Below are 18343 nucleotides of genomic sequence, written 5' to 3' on the forward strand. Positions count from 1 at the left end.
GGGCGGGCATGCTCGATATAAAACGCATCCCCATCCCCGCCCTGATCGGCCTCGTGCTGACCGCCCTTTTCGTGCTGGCGGCGGTCTTCGCACCGTTGATCGCCCCGCACGCCAATGCCGAGATCGTCGGCGATGTCTGGGAGCCGATGTCGGCAACGCATTGGCTGGGCACCGACAATCTCGGCCGCGATCTCTTGTCGCGCATGATCTACGGCGCTCGCATCACCCTGTTCATCGCCGTGCTGGCCACCGCGCTGTCCTTCTCGCTCGGCGCCATACTCGGTTTCTCGGCGGCGGTGTTCGGCGGCTGGTTCGACACGATCCTGTCGCGCCTGGTCGACCTTTTGATGTCGATCCCGACGCTGATCATGGGCCTGGTCGTGCTCTCCGTGCTGCCGACGAACCTGGTGACGCTGATCCTGGTCATGGGCATCCTCGACTCGACCCGCGTCTACCGCCTGTCGCGCGCTGTCGCTGTCGACATCAACGTCATGGACTACGTCGAGGCGGCAAAACTGCGCGGCGAAGGCAGTGCCTGGATCATCTTCCGCGAAATCCTGCCCAATGCGCTGTCGCCGCTGGTTTCGGAACTCGGCCTGCGCTTCATCTACGCGGTGCTGTTCCTGTCGACGCTGTCCTTCCTCGGCCTTGGCGTGCAGCCGCCGGACGCCGACTGGGGCGGCATGGTCAAGGAGAACAAGGACGGCATCGTCTTCGGCATTGCCGCCGCGCTCATCCCGGCGGGAGCGATCGCGGCGCTCGCCATCTCGGTCAACCTTGTCGCCGACTGGATCCTCAACCGCACGACAAGCCTGAAGGGAGGACGCGGGTGATGGCCGACAGCAAAGCGAAACCCGGACAACCCAAGCCAGGCGTGCTGCTCGATATCAGGAACCTGCGCATCGAGGCCACGGTGTACCCGCCCGGAGAGGCGCCAAAGAACATCGTGCTGGTGCACGATGTCTCGCTGACGCTGGAAAAGGGCAAGGTGCTGGGCCTGATCGGCGAATCCGGCGCCGGCAAGTCGACCATCGGCCTGTCTTCCATGGGTTATGGCCGCGGCGGCGTGCGGATCACCGGCGGCGAGGTGATCCTCAATGGCCGCGACATCCTGAAGGGCGGCAAGGAAGGTTTCCGCAAGCTGCGCGGCCGCGAGGTCTGCTATGTCGCGCAATCAGCGGCGGCCGCCTTCAATCCGGCGCACCGGCTGATGGACCAGGTGGTGGAAGCCACGCTGCTGCACGGCACGGCGACACGCGCCGAGGCGGAAAAGCGAGCCGTCGCACTGTTCAAGAAGCTCAGCCTGCCAAACCCCGAAACCATCGGCGAACGCTTTCCGCACCAGGTCTCGGGCGGCCAGCTGCAGCGCGTGATGACGGCAATGGCGCTGTGCTCGGAACCGGACCTGATCGTCTTCGACGAGCCGACGACGGCGCTCGACGTGACGACGCAGATCGACGTTCTGGCGGCAATCAAGGACGCCATCCGCGACACCCATGTGGCGGCGCTCTACATCACCCACGACCTTGCGGTGGTCGCCCAGGTCTCCGACGAAATCATGGTGCTGCGCCATGGCCGGCTGGTCGAATGGGGCGGCACAAGGCAGATCATCAAGGAGCCGCGCCAGGAATACACCAACGCGCTGGTCTCGGTGCATGAGATAGAACATTCCGAACAGAAGCCCGGCGCGACACCCTTCCTCTCGGTGAAGAACGTCACCGCGGCCTATGGCGGCGGCCAGGTCAAGGTGCTGAAGAACGTCTCGGTCGATATCTATCCCGGCCAGACGCTGGCCGTGGTCGGCGAATCCGGCTCCGGCAAGTCGACGCTGGCGCGCGCCATCACCGGACTTCTGCCGCCCGAGCAGGGCAATGTCACCTTCGATGGACGGCCCCTGGCCAACCGGCTTGCCGACCGGCCGAAGGAGGATCTGCGCCAGTTGCAGATGATCTACCAGATGGCCGACGTGGCGATGAACCCGCGCCAGACCGTCGGCACCATCATCGGCCGCCCGCTTGAATTCTATTTCGGCATGCGCGGCCGCGAACGCGACAAGCGCGTTGCCGAACTGCTCGACGAGATCGAGATGGGCAAGGGTTTCCTCGACCGCTATCCGGCCGAGCTTTCGGGCGGCCAGAAGCAGCGCGTCTGCATCGCGCGCTCGCTTGCCGCCAAGCCGAAGCTGATCATCTGCGACGAGGTCACTTCGGCGCTCGACCCGCTGGTGGCCAACGGCATCCTCAAGCTGCTGCTGAACCTGCAGGAGCACGAAAAGGTCGCCTATCTCTTCATCACCCACGACCTGGCGACGGTGAAGTCGATCGCCGATTCGATCGCGGTGATGTATCGCGGCGAAGTGGTGCGCTACGGCTCGAAGAGCAAGGTTCTCACGCCGCCCTTCGATGCCTATACCGACCTTCTCTTGTCGTCGGTTCCGGAAATGGAGATCGGCTGGCTGGAAAAGGCCATCAAGGGGCGGCGCATGGCCAGCGCGGGGAACTGAGCAATTCGGGAAGGCGAGCGGGTTTTCCGGTCGGAATTGCGCTGAAGCAAAGGGATGGACTGAAGCGGCTGGCCGGGGAGCGACCATCGTCATCAGCATGCAACACTAGGGCGCCACAGGTCCTTCCGGACGGGCGCCGCTGGTGTGACGTTATTTTCAACAAGGGGTAGGACATGAAGACTGAACTCGACCATCTCGCTGAGCTCGCCGGCCAGGGCCGGATATCACGTCGCGACTTCCTTGGCCGCACCGCGGCGCTGGGTGTGTCGGCGGCGCTGGCAACGACGCTGGCCGGGAAAGCCTTCGCACAGACGCCGGTCAAGGGCGGCATCCTCAAGGCCGGCCTGCAAGGCGGCGAATCGACCAACAGCCTCGATCCGGCGCTGAACCTCAGCCAGGTCACCTACAGCTTCGGCAAGCAGTGGGGCGAATATCTGGTCCGGCTGATGCCGGACAACAGCCTGACCAACATGATCGCGCAGGAGATCGGCGCTTCCAAGGACGCCAAGACCTGGACGATCAAGGTGCGTGACGGCATCGAGTTCCACAATGGCAAGACGGTGGCGGCGGAAGACATCGCCGCCACGATCGAGCGCCATGCCGACGAGAAGTCCAAATCCGGGGCGCTCGGCATCCTCAAGAATATCAAGGGCGTCAAGGCAAGCGGCAAGGAAGTCATCGTCACGCTCGGCGATGCGGACGCCGACTTCCCCTACCTCATGGCCGACTACCATCTCGTCATCCAGCCGAATGGCGGCAAGGACAATCCGAATGCCGGCATCAGCGCCGGCCCCTACAAGGTCACAGTCAACCAGCCCGGCGTGCGCCATGGCGGCGAGCGTTTCGCCAACTACTGGCAAGGCGATAAGCTGGGCCATGCCGACCAGATCGAGATCGTCGTCATCAATGACGCCACGGCGCGGCTGGCCGCGCTGCAGGGCGGCCAGGTGCACATGATCAACCGCGTCGAGCCAAAGGTCGTCGACCTGGTCAAGCGCATCCCGGGCGTCACCATCGAGAACGTGTCGGGCAAGGGCTACTATCCGTTCAACATGTTCTGCGACACGGCGCCGTTCGATAACAATGACCTTCGCATGGCGCTCAAGCTCGCCATGGACCGCGACGAATTGCTGGAAAAGATCCTGCGCGGCTACGGCTCGGTCGGCAATGACTTCCCGATCAACGAAGCCTACCCGCTGTTTTCCACTGACATCGAGCAGCGCAAGTTCGATCCGGAAAAGGCGGCGGCGCTCTACAAGAAATCGGGCCACAGCGGCTCCATCCTGCTGCGCACCTCCGACGTCGCCTTCCCCGGCGCGGTTGACGCGGCCCAGCTTTACCAGCAGAGCGCCGCCAAGGCCGGCATCAAGATCGAGATCAAGCGCGAGCCGGGCGACGGCTACTGGTCGGAGGTCTGGAACAAGCAGCCCTTCTCGCTCTCCTACTGGGGTGGGCGCGCCACGCAGGACCAGATGTATTCCACCGGTTACGTTTCGACCGCCGACTGGAACGACACGCGCTTCAAGCGGCCGGAATTCGACAAGATGCTGTTTGCGGCGCGCGGCGAACTCGACCAGGCCAAGCGCAAGGCGATCTACCACGACATGGCGGTGCTGATGCGCGACGAGGGTGGCCTGATCGTGCCGTTCTTCAACCAATTCATCGATGCCGCCGCCACCAACAAGATCAGCGGCTTTGCCAAGAGCCCTATCGGCGAAATGATGGACGGCTACGCACTCGGCGAGTGCTGGCTCAACGCTTAGTCGAACCCTGCCTGTCTGATTCACGTGTAAGAACGCCGTGTGCCCGAAACGGCACACGGCGTTCCCGTTTCAACTGCTAGACATCATGGAGCTGCCCATGGCGCTCAGATCCAAGCTTCTGCTGATCATCCTCGATGGTGTTCCCTACAGGAACTGGCGCCGGCTTATGGGCAATCTCGAGGGCTGGGTGCAATCGGGCGAGGCGCGGGTCTGGAAGATGCGCTCGGTGCTGCCGTCGACCTCGGCCTGCTGCTATGCCTCCATCCACACCGGCGTGTCGCCGCAGGTGCATGGCATTCTTTCCAACGAGAACCGCTTCCGGGTCGCGCAGCCAGACATCTTCTCGGAAGTCAGCAAGGCTGGAGGCAAGACAGGCGCGGTGACGCATTCCTACTGGTCCGAATTCTTCCGGTCCTATCCGTTCGACCTGGTCGAGGACATGGAATATGACGAGCCTGGTGGTCCGATCACGCATGGCCGGTTCCACACCATGACCGGCTACAATGCCCGTAACCAGATGACACCGAGCGACGTTGACCTGTTCGCGACGCTGACCATGCTGACGAAACGCCACGGCATCGACTACGGCATCCTGCACACATGCACGCTGGACTCGATGGGCCATCGCTTCGGCCACGACTGCCACGAGATGGACCATGCCGTCTATGCGATGGACGGCATGCTGGCAGCTTTCCTGCCGGGCTGGATCGAAGCAGGTTACGAGGTCATGGTCACCGCCGACCACGGCCAGACCGACCGTGGCCACCATGGCGGCCATGACGACGAAATGCAGGATTTCGCGCTGTATTATTTCGGTCCGGCGAAAGGCCCCGAGGGCGACACGCTGCTCGACCAGTTGCAGCTGGCGCCGACCGTGTTGAGCCGGCTCGGCGTGCCGGTGCCGGCGACGATGAAAGCGAAGCCGTTTCTGGATTGAGCGCGACTTTCCCTTCTCCCCTTGTGGGAGAAGGTGGCCTCGCGAAGCGAGGTCGGATGAGGGGTGCTCCAGCCTGGCGACGACGGCACTCCGTCACCCACCCCTCATCCGTCTCGGCGCTGCGCGCCGATCCACCTTTCCCCACAAGGGGGGGAAGGAAGAAGCGCCCCTACTGGCAACCTCCCCTTTCTTCGGTTAGCCTCCGCGAATTCCTTGGCGGAGGATGAACCTTTTTGGACCGATCAGCGACAGAGCAGGCAGGAGCCAGGCGGCTCGACCGGCCATGACGGCAGCGACGGATACCGATCGCGCGCTTGTCGACCGGGTCGCGAAGGGTGATCGTGCCGCCGTGCGGCTCCTGTTCATGCGTCACCACGCGCGGGTCTACCGCTTCGTGGTGCGCCAGACGGGATCGGAAATGATGGCTGACGATATCGCGAACGAAGTCTTCCTCGAATTGTGGCGTCAGGCGCCAGGCTTCGAGGGACGCTCCGAAGTCTCGACATGGCTGCTCGGCATCGCCCGGTTCAAGGCGCTGTCCCTGCTGCGCAAGAGGAAGGAAGACTGGATCGACGACGAGGCTGCCGCCGCGGTGCCCGACGGCGCCGACACGCCGGAGGTCGTCACGATGAAAGAGGACAAGGCCGCCGCCTTGCGCCGCTTTGTCGATGCCTTGCCCGAAGAGCACCGCACGGTGATCGACCTTGCCTATTATCACGGACAGTCGGTGACCGAGATCGGTGAGGTGCTCGGCATCCCGGTCGCGACCGTCAAGACCCGGATGTTCTACGCCCGCAAGAAACTCGGAGAGGCCCTCAAGGCCGCCGGTTACGACAGGGGGTGGCCATGAGCGCCGCTGAAAAAATGTCGCGCCGCGACGAAATGGAAACGCTGCTGCCGTTCTACCTGAACGGCTCGCTGGAAGGCTCGGAGCTGGAAGCCGTCGAAGAATGGCTGGCGACGGATCCGGCCGCAATGGCAGCCCTTGGCGAGGCCGAGGCCGAATTCTCCGGCATATCGGCCGCCAATGAGGCGATCCGTCCGCCGGCCGATGCGCTCAGCCGCTTCGCCAGGGCACTCGATGCCGAAGCGGGGCCGGCACGGGCACCGGCGGGCTCCTCCTGGCTGGCGCAGGCCTGGGGGCGGTTCATGGCGGTGCCGGCCGGTGTCGCCTGGGCCACGGCCGCGGTCCTGCTGGCACTGATCGCGGTGCAGTCGCTGGTGCAGCCCGGCGGCAAGGGCAAGGACTTCGAGATCGCCGGCGCCGAAGACGATCTGGCGAAAATGCCGTTCGCGCTGGTCAAGTTCAAGCCTGATGCGAAGATGTCCGATATTTCGGGCTTCCTCGGCAGCAGCGGGTTGAAGGTCATTGGCGGACCGACCGCCGATGGCGTGTTCCGGCTCGGCATTCCCGCGGCCAACGCAGCCGACTACACCAAGCAGCTCGGCCTTATTGCTGCCCAGCCGTTCACCGAGACTGTGATCGAGGGAAGGAAACCGGCTGATGGCGGCTGAGGCGGTCGTTCGATTTGCGGTGGTCCTTGCGGCGGCGATGACAATCGCCGCCGTGCCTGCATCGGCACAGACCAACGGCACCACTGGCGACCAGACGAAGATCGACTGCCGCAACGGCACCAATGCGGCAGGAGCCGACTGCGCCAAGGACAACGAAAAGGACGGTTCAGGGGCATCGCGGCCCGGCGCCGTCTTTCTTCCGGCCCTGATCGTCGACCTCTTTCCCAATCCCGCCGAAACTCCGGTCCCCGTGCCGACACCCGCACCGCGCCAGGATCCGGGTACGCCGCCGCCCGCCCCCGCCGATAAGCAACCGGGAACATCGGCCGGGGGGCCGATCGTCTCGCCCACCGATCTCATCGCCGTTCAGCCGCCGCGCGCGGTGGTGGGCGATTTCGTGCCCGACGAGGTGCTGGTGACCGTCGACGGCGATGCTGGCGCCGTGCAGCAGATCGCCGCCTCTTTCGGCCTTCAGGTTCGTTCGCAGCGCCAGTCGCGGCTGCTCGGCACCACGCTGGTGCGTTTCGGCATTCCCGACGGCCGCCCTGTCGGTGTCGTACTGGCGCAGCTTGCCGCCGACGGCCGCACGCAGCGCCGCGAGCCCAACCACATCTACTCGCTGCAGCAGGCGGCCGGCATCGTCAACTATGCCTTCGACCGCATCGCGCTCGATGCCAAACAGGCCAGCGGCGAAAACGTTCGTGTTGCCGTCATCGACACCGGCATCGACGACACCAACCCGGCGCTGGCCGGCGTCATCGCCGCGCAGTTCGACGCCATGCCCGACGTGCCGATCGAGAAGCGCGACCATGGCACTTCGATCGACGGCCTGATCGCCGGCGTCGGCGCGCTGGAAGGCATGGCGCCGGGCGCCAGGATCTACCATGCCCGCGCCTTCGAAGGCGGCAAGTCGACCATGGACGTCATCCTGTCGGCACTCGACTGGGCGGCCGAGCAGAATGTCAGCATCATCAATATGAGCTTCGTCGGGCCGAAGAACGACCTGCTCGGCGCCGCCTGCCGCAATGCACGGGCGCTCGGCATGGTGCTGGTCGCCGCTGCCGGCAATAACGGGCCGAAGGCGCCCTATGGCTATCCGGCCGCCTTCGACGGCGTCATCGCGGTGACCGCGACCGACGCTAAGGACGCTCTGATGCCGCAGGCCAATCGCGGCGCCTACGTCTTCATTTCGGCGCCCGGCGTCGAGATGGTGGCGCCAAGCGGCGCCGGCTCGGACGTGGTCACCGGCACCTCGTTCGCCGCGGCGATCGTGAGCGGCGCCATCGCCAATCTCCTCCATGCCGCGCCGGGCCGCTCGGCCGACGACATCGAGAAAGCACTGGCGGCGACAGCGAAGGATCTCGGCCCCAAGGGGCGCGACAACGACTTCGGCTACGGACTACTGGACATCAAGGCGGCCGAAGCGGCGAGGCAATGAGCCTGGGCACCGACACCTGGCTATCCGCAACGGCCGCGATAGATGGAACACCGTCGCCCACCGGCATGGCGATGGACCATGCTTGGCGCGATCCGCTATAGAGATGGGCCCAATCGAACGGCGCTTCCATCATAGAAACGCGACAGCCGGAAGCGGCTGAGATCATGCCCAGTCTCGTTTCCCTGTATCATGTCGGAAACGACGCGACCAATTCCTGGCCCGATACCAAACCCGTGACCACTCATGCCGGTGGCGACGAAAAGACCGCCGACCGCCTCCACGCGATCCACGACAGGAACGACATCGGGCATGGCGTCGATCATGCCTGCCCAGCCCGCCTTTAGGCGAAGCGTTTCGAACTGTGGAAAAAGGTGTTTGAAATTGCGTTCTATCGAACGGAGGCCGGAGCGTTCGGCGGCTGGGTTGAGCACCCGCATCCTTTCGAAGGGGCTGCGGGAATCCGGTGCCCAGTCGCGCGGCGTCGACCAGCTGTCGGGGTAGCCTGACGGAGCGAACGGAAAGTAACGTGTCCCGAACGGGTTGGCCATCAGGGCTGGAAGATACTTGGTGGCGTGCCGGAACGCGTCGGGCCCGACGTAAAGCAAATTGCTGCCTCCCGGGGCGAGCGTGTATCCGCCATCCTGTCTGCGCCTGAACGCGATGTGGTCGTCGGCCGCCGCACCGGAATAGATTTCGGGCAGGGGTTCCGTCGCGGCCACGGTTACCCTGACGCTGAGCTGAGGGACGGACACGCCGTGTCTTGCCAGGAGCAGGGATGACCAGGCGCCGCCCGCGACCAGGACGCTGGAGGTCTCGATGTACCCCGCCTCGGTCCACACGCCCTTGATCCTGCCCGCCGAGATTTCGAGGGTCCGCACGGCGCAATTCTCTACGATCCTGGCACCTTTTCGGGCGGCAAGCCGCGCAAGCGCGGGCACCGCCAACCAAGGCTCCGCACGCATGTCGGAGGGCGTCGTCATCGCACCCTTGAACCTGCGCGACATGCCCTTGATGAGTTTTGCGGTTTCGTCCGCGTCCAGGAGGCGAGTGTCGAGTTCATGGATCGCGGCGATCTTCATGAATTTTTCGAAGCCGGCCATTTTCTTGTCCGAGCTTGCCAGGTAGGTCACACCTGTCTGGTTCAGACCGATGTCTTCGCCGCATTCCTCAGCCAGCTGCCGCCATAGGCGAGACGCCTCGATAACAATCGGCAGTTCATCCGCGTCTCGCCCCTGCTTTCGAATCCAGCCCCAATTTCGGGAGGACTGCTCGGCCGCAACGCGTCCTTTTTCCAGCAGCGTCACCGGAATGTTGCGCTGCGCAAGGAAAAGAGCGGTCGTCACGCCAATGATACCGCCGCCCACAATGACCACCTCCGAAGTCTTCGGCGGCGGACCGGCATGTCGGATTGGATCCGCTTCGGAGAACGGGAATATGGGCAAGTGGCGCATCCTGGGAGGAATGATCGATGGCTCCGGCTTACTGGTTGCCACCCTCCAAAAGCCAAATCAAGAGCAGACGCAGGCGGACCGTTATCCCACGACACGGCAATCGATCGTCCGGCAAGGTCCGCAAGGGGCCGGCTCCGCAGGGTGATTGGGTCTGTCTCCTACGCCGGCGCACCGGCGACCGAGCCCCGCACCACCAGATCGACCGGCCAGACCTCGCCGCGGGCGCCTTCTTCCAGGCCCGATATCCGTGCCGCCAGCCGCTCGGCGACGCGCTCGCCGGCGAGACGGATGGATGAGCGCGTCGTCGATAACGGTACGGAAAAGTTTTCCGGCTTCAGCCAGGGGAAAACGTCGTCATGGGCGATCAGCGAGACATCGCCGGGAATAGTGAGGCCGAGGTCACGCACCGCGCGCACGACGCCCAGCGCCATGATCAGGCTTGAGCAAGCGATCGCCGTCGGCGCGTCGCTCGCCTCAAGCAATCGCCTGGTGGCGCGATAGCCGTTTTCTTCGGTCATGGCCACCGAGCAGACGTGGCGCTCGCCGAGGGTCAGTCCGCTCGCGGCGAGCGCCCGGCACACGCCGCGTTCGCGATGGATGGCAAAGGTTTCGCGGTCGTCGCCATTGATCAGCGCCAGCCGCCGGTGGCCAAGCTGGACCAGCAACCGCGCCGCCTCGTGGAAGGCACCCTCATTATCGATGTCGAGATAGGGATAGTCGAAATCGAGGCCTTCGCTGCGGCCGTGGACCAGATAAGGGATCCCGAGCGTGCTGACCAGCGCCACCCGGCTGTCCTGCGGCCTTGGCGACGAGATGTAGACGGCATCGACCTGCCGGTTGGCGACGATGCGCCGGTAAGTGGTCTCCTGGTCGTCGGCATCGGCCGGCGACAGCACAAGATCAAGCTCATGCGAGCGGGCATAATCGCCGAGGCCGGACAGGAATTCTACGAAATGCGGATCGATGTCGACGGCCGCACCCGTCGGCAGGACATAACCGATCATGCCGGACTTGCCGGTCGCCAGCCGGCGCGCGCTCGGATTGGGGCGGTAGCCATGGCGCTTGGCGGCGTCCATCACGCGCCTGCGCGTTTCCTCGTTGACCTCCGGGTAGCCATTCAGCGCCCGGCTTACCGTGGTCTGCGAAAGCGCCAGCATATGCGCGAGCTGCTTGAGGTTCACAACGGCCTCCATTCCCTCAAAGCGCTTTTAAATTGAATCGGCCCAAGTGCCACAAGGCCGCCAGGGTATCGACACAACCATAAGCGGGGTCGGGATCGGTTTGAAACAGAAAATTGCTGTTGCGCTGCCAAAAAGCATGCTGCGGTGCACTTTTTGATGCCAGAATCGGCGAGATTAAATCGATTAGCTAACCGAACCTCTTGACTTCCGGTCGATTCAATGGCGAGATCAGGAAAGCCAAAGCGCTTTGGAAGACTCTTCGAAAGGTTGCGGTTCCCTTGCGACTGAGTCACAGTCCTGCGGCGTCGGCGGGCGGAATGGAGGTTCCGTCCGGTGTGTGTGACCCACTGGGAGGGAATACCGATGAAGAAAATGCTTTTGCTAGGTGCTGCGTTTGCCACGCTCGCCCTGAACGCGCCCGCGCATGCCGAGCTGAAGTTCAAGCCGGGCGATGACAAGCGTTTCAACTGGGCAAATTACGAAGACCTGAAGAAAGTCGATCTCAAGGGCGAGACCCTGACCATCTTCGGGCCGTGGCGCGGCGAGGACGAGGCGCTTGCCCGTTCGGTGCTCGATTATTTCGCCGAAGCGACCGGCGCCGAGGTGAAGTACTCCTCTTCCGAGAACTATGAGCAGCAGATCGTCATCGACACCCAGGCCGGCAGTCCGCCAAACATCGCCATCCTGCCACAGCCGGGCCTGATCCAGGATCTTGCTTCCAAGGGCGTCCTGACCCCGCTGGGCGACGACGTCGCCGCCTGGATCAAGGAGAACTATGCCGCCGGCGACTCCTGGGCCAAGCTCGGCACGTATAATGGCAAGGACGGCAAGCCGGGCTTCTATGCCTTTCCCTACAAGATCGACGTGAAGGGGCTGGTCTGGTACTCGCCCGACAATTTCGACGAAGCCGGCTACAAGGTACCGAAGACGCAAGAGGAACTGGCCGAGCTCGAAAAGAAGATCATCGCCGACGGCGGCAAGCCCTGGTGCATCGGGCTTGGCTCGGGCGGTGCGACCGGATGGCCGGCGACCGACTGGGTCGAGGACATCATGCTCAGGACGCAACCGCCGGAAGTCTACGACAAGTGGGTCAAGAACGAGATCCCGTTCACCGATCCGGCGGTGGTCAACGCCATCGACATCTTCGGCAAGATCGCCACCGACGACAAGATGGTGGATGGCGGCGCCAAGGCAGTGGCGGCGACCGACTTCCGCGACAGCCCGAAGGGCCTCTTCACCGTGCCGCCGAAGTGCTACATGCACCATCAGGCATCGTTCATCCCCTCCTTCTTCCCGGAGGGCGTGAAGCTCGGCCAGGATGCGGATTTCTTCAACTATCCGCCTTACGCCTCCAAGCCGGAACTCGGCACGCCGCTGGAAGTGGCCGGAACATTGGTCATGATCACCAAGGATTCCAAGGCATCGCGCGAGTTCATCAAGTTCCTCGAAATGCCGCTCGCGCATGAATTGTGGATGGCGCAGAAGAGCTTCGTCACGCCCTTCAAGGGTGCCAACAAGGACGCCTATGGCAGCGATGCGCTGAAAAAGCAGGGCGAGATCCTGGTTGGAGCGACGACGGTTCGCTTCGATGGTTCCGACCTGATGCCCGGCAAGATCGGCGCCGGCTCATTCTGGACCGGCATGATCGATCTGGTCGGTGGCAAATCCGCCCAGGACGTGGCCGCCGACATCCAGAAGAGCTGGGACGCGATCAAATGACCAGCCCGGGCAAGTAACCAGCCCGGGTTCAGGTGCAATCCAGACTTTCCTGATCCTCATACCGAATCCGGGCCTCCGGCCCGGATTCACCGGCAGCACATGCCGGAAGCCTTTCGCGTTCGATTGTTCCGAATAACGAAATCGGTGCATCCAATCGCCAGCACTGCCTGGCCGATCATGCGCAGGGAGAGGGACCATGGCGGCTCAGATCTTCTCGGCCATATTTGTCATCATCATCGGCGTCGGCGGCTGTGTCGCTTATTTCTGGGGCGCCAACAAACTGCTCGACTTGACCTTCCCCTCGCGCGGGGTTTCCGGCACGGCCGCCGTGAACAATCTGCGCCGGCAGGGCCTGGTGCGGCCATGGCTGTTCGTCGGCCCGGCGCTGATCATTCTCACCATCTACCTGATCTACCCCGTGATCGCGACACTGTGGCTCTCCTTCCTCGACCGCGGCGGCGAGCACTTCGTCGGCTTCGCCAATTACGAGTGGGCGCTTCGCGATCAGGATCTGCGAAACTCGATCCTGAACAACATCCTGTGGCTGGCCGTGGTGCCCGCCGCCTGTACTTTCCTCGGACTGATCATTGCCGTGCTCACCGACAAGATCTGGTGGGGCACGATTGCCAAGAGCCTGATCTTCCTGCCGCTGGCCATCTCCTTCGTCGGCGCCAGCGTGATCTGGAAGTTCATTTACGAATATCGCGGCGAGGGCCAGGTGCAGATAGGCCTGCTCAACGCCATCATCCAGCATTTCGGCGGCCAGCCGCAGGTTTGGATATCGCTGCCGTTCTGGAACAATTTCTTCCTGATGATCATCCTGATCTGGATCCAGACCGGTTTTGCCATGGTCATCCTGTCCTCGGCGCTGCGCGGCATCCCGGAGGAGACGCTGGAAGCCGCCGTCATCGACGGCGCCAACCCGTTCCAGATCTTCTGGAAGATCATGGTGCCGCAGATCTGGGGCACGATCGCGGTTGTCTGGACCACCATCACCATCCTGGTGCTCAAGGTGTTCGACATCGTGCTGACCATGACCAACGGCCAATGGAACAGCCAGGTCCTGGCCAATCTGATGTTCGACTGGATGTTCCGCGGCGGTGGCGATTTCGGCCGCGGCGCGACGATCGCCATCATCATCATGATCGCGGTCATCCCGATCATGGTCTGGAACATCCGCCAGGCGAACAAAGAGACGGGAGGACACTGAGATGGCCGTCGCGACCGGAAATTCCTTCGCCAGCCGTTTCGGCGTCCATATAGCAGTGCTGGTCTTCGTGACGATCTGGACCATTCCGACACTCGGCATCCTGGTCTCGTCGCTGCGCGACAAGGATCAGATCGTTGCCTCGGGCTGGTGGAATTCGTTCGCCAGTTCCAGCCAGACCGAGGCCGGGCGCCTGCCCCCCGCCTCGGCGCAGACCCAGAAGGACGGCAAGTTCGTCCTCGAGGGCAACATTTTCGGCGACGGCGCTAGGCGCAGCATCAGCGCCTTCGGCGTCAAGGCGGCGTCACCGACACAGTATCCGGCCGGCACATCGGCAGACCTCGGTGACGGCGTGACCTTGCAGGTCAATGCCGACGGCAGCTTCGTCATGGCCTCGCCCAAGGCGTTCGAAGGCGATCGCGGCCAGCGCGTCTACTATGCCTCGTCGGCGCCGCCGAAATTCACCACCGACAACTACCAGACCGTGCTGTTTTCGGAAGGCATCGGCCGCTCGTTCATGAATTCGCTGACCGTCACCATCCCGGCGACCGTCATTCCGATCCTGATCGCCGCGTTTGCCGCCTACGCGCTGGCCTGGATGCGTTTTCCTGGCCGTGCGCTGCTGATCGCGGTCATCATCGGCCTCCTGGTGGTGCCGCTGCAGATGTCCCTGATCCCGCTGTTGAAACTCTACAACGGCGTCGGCACTTTCTTCGGGGTGCCGTCGAAGACCTATCTCGGCATCTGGCTGGCGCATACCGGCTTCGGCCTGCCCTTCGCCATCTATCTGCTGCGCAGCTATATTGCCGGCCTGCCGCGCGAGATCATGGAATCGGCCCGCATCGACGGTGCCAGCGATTTCGAGATCTTCGTCAAGATCGTGCTGCCGTTGTCCTTCCCGGTGCTGGCCTCCTTCGCCATCTTCCAATTCCTGTGGGTATGGAACGATCTGCTGGTGGCGATGGTTTTCCTCGGTACGGCACCCGACCAGATCGTGTTGACAGCCAAGCTCAATGCGCTGCTCGGCTCTCGCGGCGGCAACTGGGAGATCCTGACGACATCGGCCTTCATCACCATCATCGTGCCGCTGATCGTCTTCTTCTCGCTGCAGCGCTATTTCGTCCGCGGGCTGCTTGCCGGCTCGGTGAAAGGAGGCTGAAACCATGCAATCCGCTTTGAAGGCCAGCTCGAAGCCTGACCTTGCCGTCGATCGCGACTGGTGGCGAGGGGCCGTGATCTACCAGATCTATCCGCGCAGCTACCAGGATTCGAACGGCGACGGGATCGGCGACCTCAAGGGCATTATCGGGCGGCTGCCCTATATCGCCGCGCTCGGCGCGGACGCCATATGGATCTCACCCTTCTTCAAATCGCCGATGAAGGATTTCGGCTACGACGTCTCGGACTATTGCGACGTCGACCCGATGTTCGGCACGCTGGCCGATTTCGATGCACTGACGGCGGAGGCGCATCGGCTGGGCCTCAAGGTGATGATCGACGAAGTGCTGTCGCACACCGCCGACAACCATCCCTGGTTCAAGGAAAGCCGGTCGAGCCGCGCCAATCCAAAGGCGGACTGGTATGTCTGGGCGGACGCCGGGCCGGACGGCACGCCACCCAACAACTGGCTTTCGATCTTCGGCGGATCGGCCTGGCAGTGGGACACCAGCCGCCAGCAATACTACATGCACAATTTCCTGGCCGAACAGCCCGACCTCAACTTCCACAACCGCGAAGTCCAGGACGCCCTGCTCGACGTCACCCGCTTCTGGCTGGAACGCGGCGTCGACGGCTTCCGCCTCGACACGATCAATTTCTACTTCCACAGCCAGGGCCTGGAAAACAATCCGCCGCTGCCGCCTGAAGAGCGCAACGACCAGACAGCGCCAGCGGTCAATCCCTACAACTACCAGGACCATCTTTACGACAAGAGCCGCCCGGAAAACCTCGGCTTCCTCGAACGCTTCCGCGCCCTGCTCGATGAATATCCGGCGACCGCCGCGGTCGGCGAAGTCGGCGATTCGCAGCGCGGGCTGGAAGTCGTGGCCGCCTATACCGCCGGCGGCAAGCGCGTGCACATGTGCTATTCCTTTGACTTCCTGGCGCCGGAAAAGATCAGCGCGGCCAAGGTCCGCTCGGTGCTGGAAGCCTTCGGCAAGGTCGCCAGCGACGGCTGGTCGTGCTGGGCGTTTTCCAACCATGACGTGATGCGCCCGGCCTCGCGCTGGGCTGCCGACGAGGCCGACCCGACCGCCTATCTCAAGGTCATCTCGGCATTGCTGATGTCGCTGCGCGGCTCGGTCTGCATCTATCAGGGCGAGGAGCTCGGGCTCGGCGAAGCCGAATTGCGCTTCGAGGATCTTCAAGATCCCTATGGCATCCGCTTCTGGCCGGAATTCAAGGGCCGCGACGGCTGCCGCACGCCCATGGTGTGGGATGGCAACGCCACGAATGGCGGCTTCTCCCAGGCAAAGCCGTGGCTGCCGGTGCCGGCAAAACATCTGGCGCAAGCGGTCAATGTCCAGCAGGGCGACCAGGCTTCGCTGCTCGAACACTACCGGCGCTTCCTCACCTTCCGCCGTGCCCATCCGGCGCTGGCCAAGGGCGATATCACTTTCATCGAAAGCGAGGGCGACACTGTCGCGTTCACGCGCCGGGCGGGCAATGAGCAAGTCGTCTGCGTCTTCAACCTCGGCGCCAAGCCGGCCAAGGTCGACCTTGGCGGATCATCACTGCAACCCTTGCCGGGACACGGGTTTTCCGGGCAGGCGAGCACCGGTTCGATCGAACTTGGTGGTTACGGCGCCTGGTTCGGGCGCATCGACTGAATCTTTTTGAGAGATCACTGGGAGGAAACCAATGGCCGATGTCAATCTGAGACAAGTGAAGAAGTCCTACGGCAATCTCAACATTCTCCACGGCATCGACCTCGATATCAAATCGGGCGAATTCATCGTCTTCGTCGGTCCGTCGGGCTGCGGCAAGTCGACCTTGCTGCGCTCGATCGCCGGGCTCGAGGAAATCACCTCGGGTGAGCTCAAGATCGACGGCGAGGTCGTCAACAACGTGCCGCCGTCGAAGCGCGGCATCGCCATGGTGTTCCAGTCCTATGCGCTCTATCCGCACATGACCGTCTACGACAACATGGCGTTCTCGATGAAGATCGGCAAGGAGAACAAGGCCGAGATCGACCGCCGCGTGCGCCAGGCGGCGGAAATCCTGCAGCTGACCAAATATCTCGACCGGCTGCCCAAGGCGATGTCGGGTGGCCAGCGCCAGCGCGTCGCCATCGGCCGCGCCATCGTGCGCAATCCGAAAGTGTTCCTGTTCGACGAGCCGCTGTCGAACCTTGACGCCGCACTGCGCGTCGCCACGCGCATCGAGATCGCCAAGCTCAAGGAATCGATGCCCAACACGACCATGATCTACGTCACCCACGACCAGGTCGAGGCGATGACGCTGGCCGATCGCATCGTGGTGCTCAAGGATGGCCACATCGAGCAGGTCGGCACGCCGATGGATCTCTACAAGAAGCCCGGCAATCTGTTCGTCGCCCAGTTCATCGGCTCGCCGGCCATGAACATCCTGCCGGCGACGATCGACAAATCAGGCAGCCCGACCGTCGTCAGCCATGTCGGCGGGCGCAAGGCTACGGTGCCGATCACGACGCCGGCCTCGGCGAAGGGTGCGGCTGTAAGCTTCGGCGTGCGGCCGGAGGACCTGATCATCGCCACCGGCGCGGACTATCTGTTCGAGGGAACGGTCGATTACGTCGAGCAGCTCGGCGAGGTTCAACTGGTCTATGTCGACATCGGCCGCGCCGACCTGCCACTGGTGACCAAGCTGCCGGGCAATGTCGAGGTCAAGCGCGGCTCGACGCTGCGGCTGACCGCCAATGCCGAGGACTTGCATATCTTCGACACGGACGGGCGGTCCTTCGCGCTGCATGAAGCGGAAGCAAAGGCCGCTTAAGAAGCCGTCTTGACGGCAGAAACAAAAAGAGCGGCGGGCAAGGCCCGCCGCTCTCTTTTACGATCGACTTTGGCTGTTAGTGGCCGAAGAGGTTCCGGTCGGCGCCCTGGGGCGCGGACTTCTGCACATCGCCCGACGAATTGAGCAGCTTGTAGACGGGCGAATCGCCGTTGCGGATCGAAGCCGTGCGCGAGTTGTCGACAGAAGTCGCGGCAGGCTGGTTGGCGCCATTGGAGTTGAAGTTGTCACTTCCGGCGAAAGCGCTGCCCGAGAGAGCCAGAACGGCGGCGGCGGCGATGATGATCTTGTTCATTTCAAGTCTCCTGAATTTCAAGTTTCAACGGGACGGCAGGCAGGCCCGCCACCCCGGAGAATCGGCCGTTAGTGGCCGAAGAGGTTGCGGTCGGCACCCTGGACAGGTGTCTGGGCAGCCGGTTCCGACTTCTTGATCGAAGCGGTGTACGAGCTGTCGGTCGAAGTGACAGCGGGCTGGTTGGCGCCATTGGAGCCGTAGTTGTCGCTGCCGGCGAAGGCGCTGCCGGAGATAGCCAGAACAGCGGCGGCAGCAAGGATGATCTTCTTCATTTCAAGTCTCCTGAATTCTTCGAGTTCCGCCAAGGCGGCAAGCCAGGGCCACCGCCTGCTGGAAATCGACTG

Annotated in this window: 16 protein-coding genes; 12 read left to right on the forward strand and 4 right to left on the reverse strand. The window is 63.3% G+C overall.

The annotated features are described in order from the left end of the window. Positions 1–8 precede the first annotated feature (8 nt). The 7 genes from MesoLj_RS01890 to MesoLj_RS01920 all read left to right on the forward strand — a co-directional run bounded on the left by MesoLj_RS01890 (position 9) and on the right by MesoLj_RS01920 (position 8156). On the forward strand, positions 9–833 hold the full coding sequence (locus tag MesoLj_RS01890; protein ID WP_172371154.1) for an ABC transporter permease: 825 nt from the start codon (positions 9–11) through the stop codon (positions 831–833). After that, complete coding sequence (locus MesoLj_RS01895; protein WP_140770199.1) at positions 833–2503, forward strand: ABC transporter ATP-binding protein; 1671 nt, start codon at positions 833–835, stop codon at positions 2501–2503. Before MesoLj_RS01890 ends, MesoLj_RS01895 begins: the two co-directional genes overlap by 1 nt. Positions 2504–2676: 173 nt before the next feature. After that, positions 2677–4266: an ABC transporter substrate-binding protein gene (locus MesoLj_RS01900; protein WP_140770201.1), complete on the forward strand. Its 1590-nt coding sequence runs from the start codon at positions 2677–2679 to the stop codon at positions 4264–4266. 97 nt (positions 4267–4363) lie between these two features. Next, on the forward strand, positions 4364–5203 hold the full coding sequence (locus tag MesoLj_RS01905) for an alkaline phosphatase family protein (protein ID WP_202324897.1): 840 nt from the start codon (positions 4364–4366) through the stop codon (positions 5201–5203). A gap of 283 nt (positions 5204–5486) precedes the next feature. Continuing rightward, a complete protein-coding gene (locus MesoLj_RS01910) occupies positions 5487–6053 on the forward strand; it encodes a sigma-70 family RNA polymerase sigma factor (RefSeq protein WP_202324898.1) in 567 nt (188 codons plus the stop codon). Further along, positions 6050–6718, forward strand: a complete 669-nt coding sequence (locus tag MesoLj_RS01915; protein ID WP_202324899.1) for an anti-sigma factor — start codon at positions 6050–6052, stop codon at positions 6716–6718. Before MesoLj_RS01910 ends, MesoLj_RS01915 begins: the two co-directional genes overlap by 4 nt. Then, positions 6708–8156, forward strand: a complete 1449-nt coding sequence (locus MesoLj_RS01920) for a S8 family serine peptidase (protein WP_202324900.1) — start codon at positions 6708–6710, stop codon at positions 8154–8156. The genes MesoLj_RS01915 and MesoLj_RS01920 overlap by 11 nt, the downstream gene beginning before the upstream one ends. 95 nt (positions 8157–8251) lie before the next feature. On the opposite strand, the gene MesoLj_RS01925 is transcribed toward MesoLj_RS01920, so the two are convergent. Both MesoLj_RS01925 and MesoLj_RS01930 read right to left on the reverse strand, forming a co-directional pair. Continuing rightward, positions 8252–9598 carry an NAD(P)/FAD-dependent oxidoreductase gene (locus MesoLj_RS01925; protein ID WP_140770211.1) on the reverse strand — a complete coding sequence of 449 codons (1347 nt, stop codon included), beginning with the start codon at positions 9596–9598 and terminating at the stop codon, positions 8252–8254. Between the two features lie 167 nt (positions 9599–9765). Then, entirely contained in the window at positions 9766–10788 is a 1023-nt protein-coding gene (locus tag MesoLj_RS01930) for a substrate-binding domain-containing protein (protein ID WP_202324901.1), read from the reverse strand. A 363-nt stretch (positions 10789–11151) separates the two neighbouring features. On the opposite strand from MesoLj_RS01930, the gene MesoLj_RS01935 reads away from it, so the two are divergent. From MesoLj_RS01935 to MesoLj_RS01955, 5 genes are all read left to right on the forward strand, one after another. Next, the gene (locus tag MesoLj_RS01935; RefSeq protein ID WP_140770215.1) at positions 11152–12507 is read left to right on the forward strand and encodes an ABC transporter substrate-binding protein; all 1356 of its coding nucleotides are present in this window, start codon (positions 11152–11154) and stop codon (positions 12505–12507) included. Between the two features lie 196 nt (positions 12508–12703). Next, positions 12704–13717, forward strand: a complete 1014-nt coding sequence (locus MesoLj_RS01940) for a carbohydrate ABC transporter permease (protein ID WP_202324902.1) — start codon at positions 12704–12706, stop codon at positions 13715–13717. Between the two features lies 1 nt (position 13718). Then, a complete protein-coding gene (locus MesoLj_RS01945) occupies positions 13719–14873 on the forward strand; it encodes a carbohydrate ABC transporter permease (RefSeq protein WP_140770219.1) in 1155 nt (384 codons plus the stop codon). Between the two features lie 4 nt (positions 14874–14877). Further along, complete coding sequence (gene bglA, locus MesoLj_RS01950) at positions 14878–16542, forward strand: beta-galactosidase BglA (protein ID WP_202324903.1); 1665 nt, start codon at positions 14878–14880, stop codon at positions 16540–16542. A 31-nt stretch (positions 16543–16573) separates the two neighbouring features. After that, positions 16574–17686, forward strand: a complete 1113-nt coding sequence (locus tag MesoLj_RS01955; RefSeq protein ID WP_202324904.1) for an ABC transporter ATP-binding protein — start codon at positions 16574–16576, stop codon at positions 17684–17686. A 76-nt stretch (positions 17687–17762) separates the two neighbouring features. Here MesoLj_RS01955 and MesoLj_RS01960 read toward each other — a convergent pair whose 3' ends face one another. Next, complete coding sequence (locus MesoLj_RS01960) at positions 17763–17999, reverse strand: DUF680 domain-containing protein (RefSeq protein WP_140770224.1); 237 nt, start codon at positions 17997–17999, stop codon at positions 17763–17765. A gap of 68 nt (positions 18000–18067) precedes the next feature. Beyond that, positions 18068–18271 carry a DUF680 domain-containing protein gene (locus MesoLj_RS01965; protein WP_140770226.1) on the reverse strand — a complete coding sequence of 68 codons (204 nt, stop codon included), beginning with the start codon at positions 18269–18271 and terminating at the stop codon, positions 18068–18070. Positions 18272–18343 lie beyond the last annotated feature (72 nt).

The sequence above is a fragment of the Mesorhizobium sp. 113-3-9 genome (genome assembly GCF_016756515.1).
Taxonomy (GTDB): domain Bacteria; phylum Pseudomonadota; class Alphaproteobacteria; order Rhizobiales; family Rhizobiaceae; genus Mesorhizobium.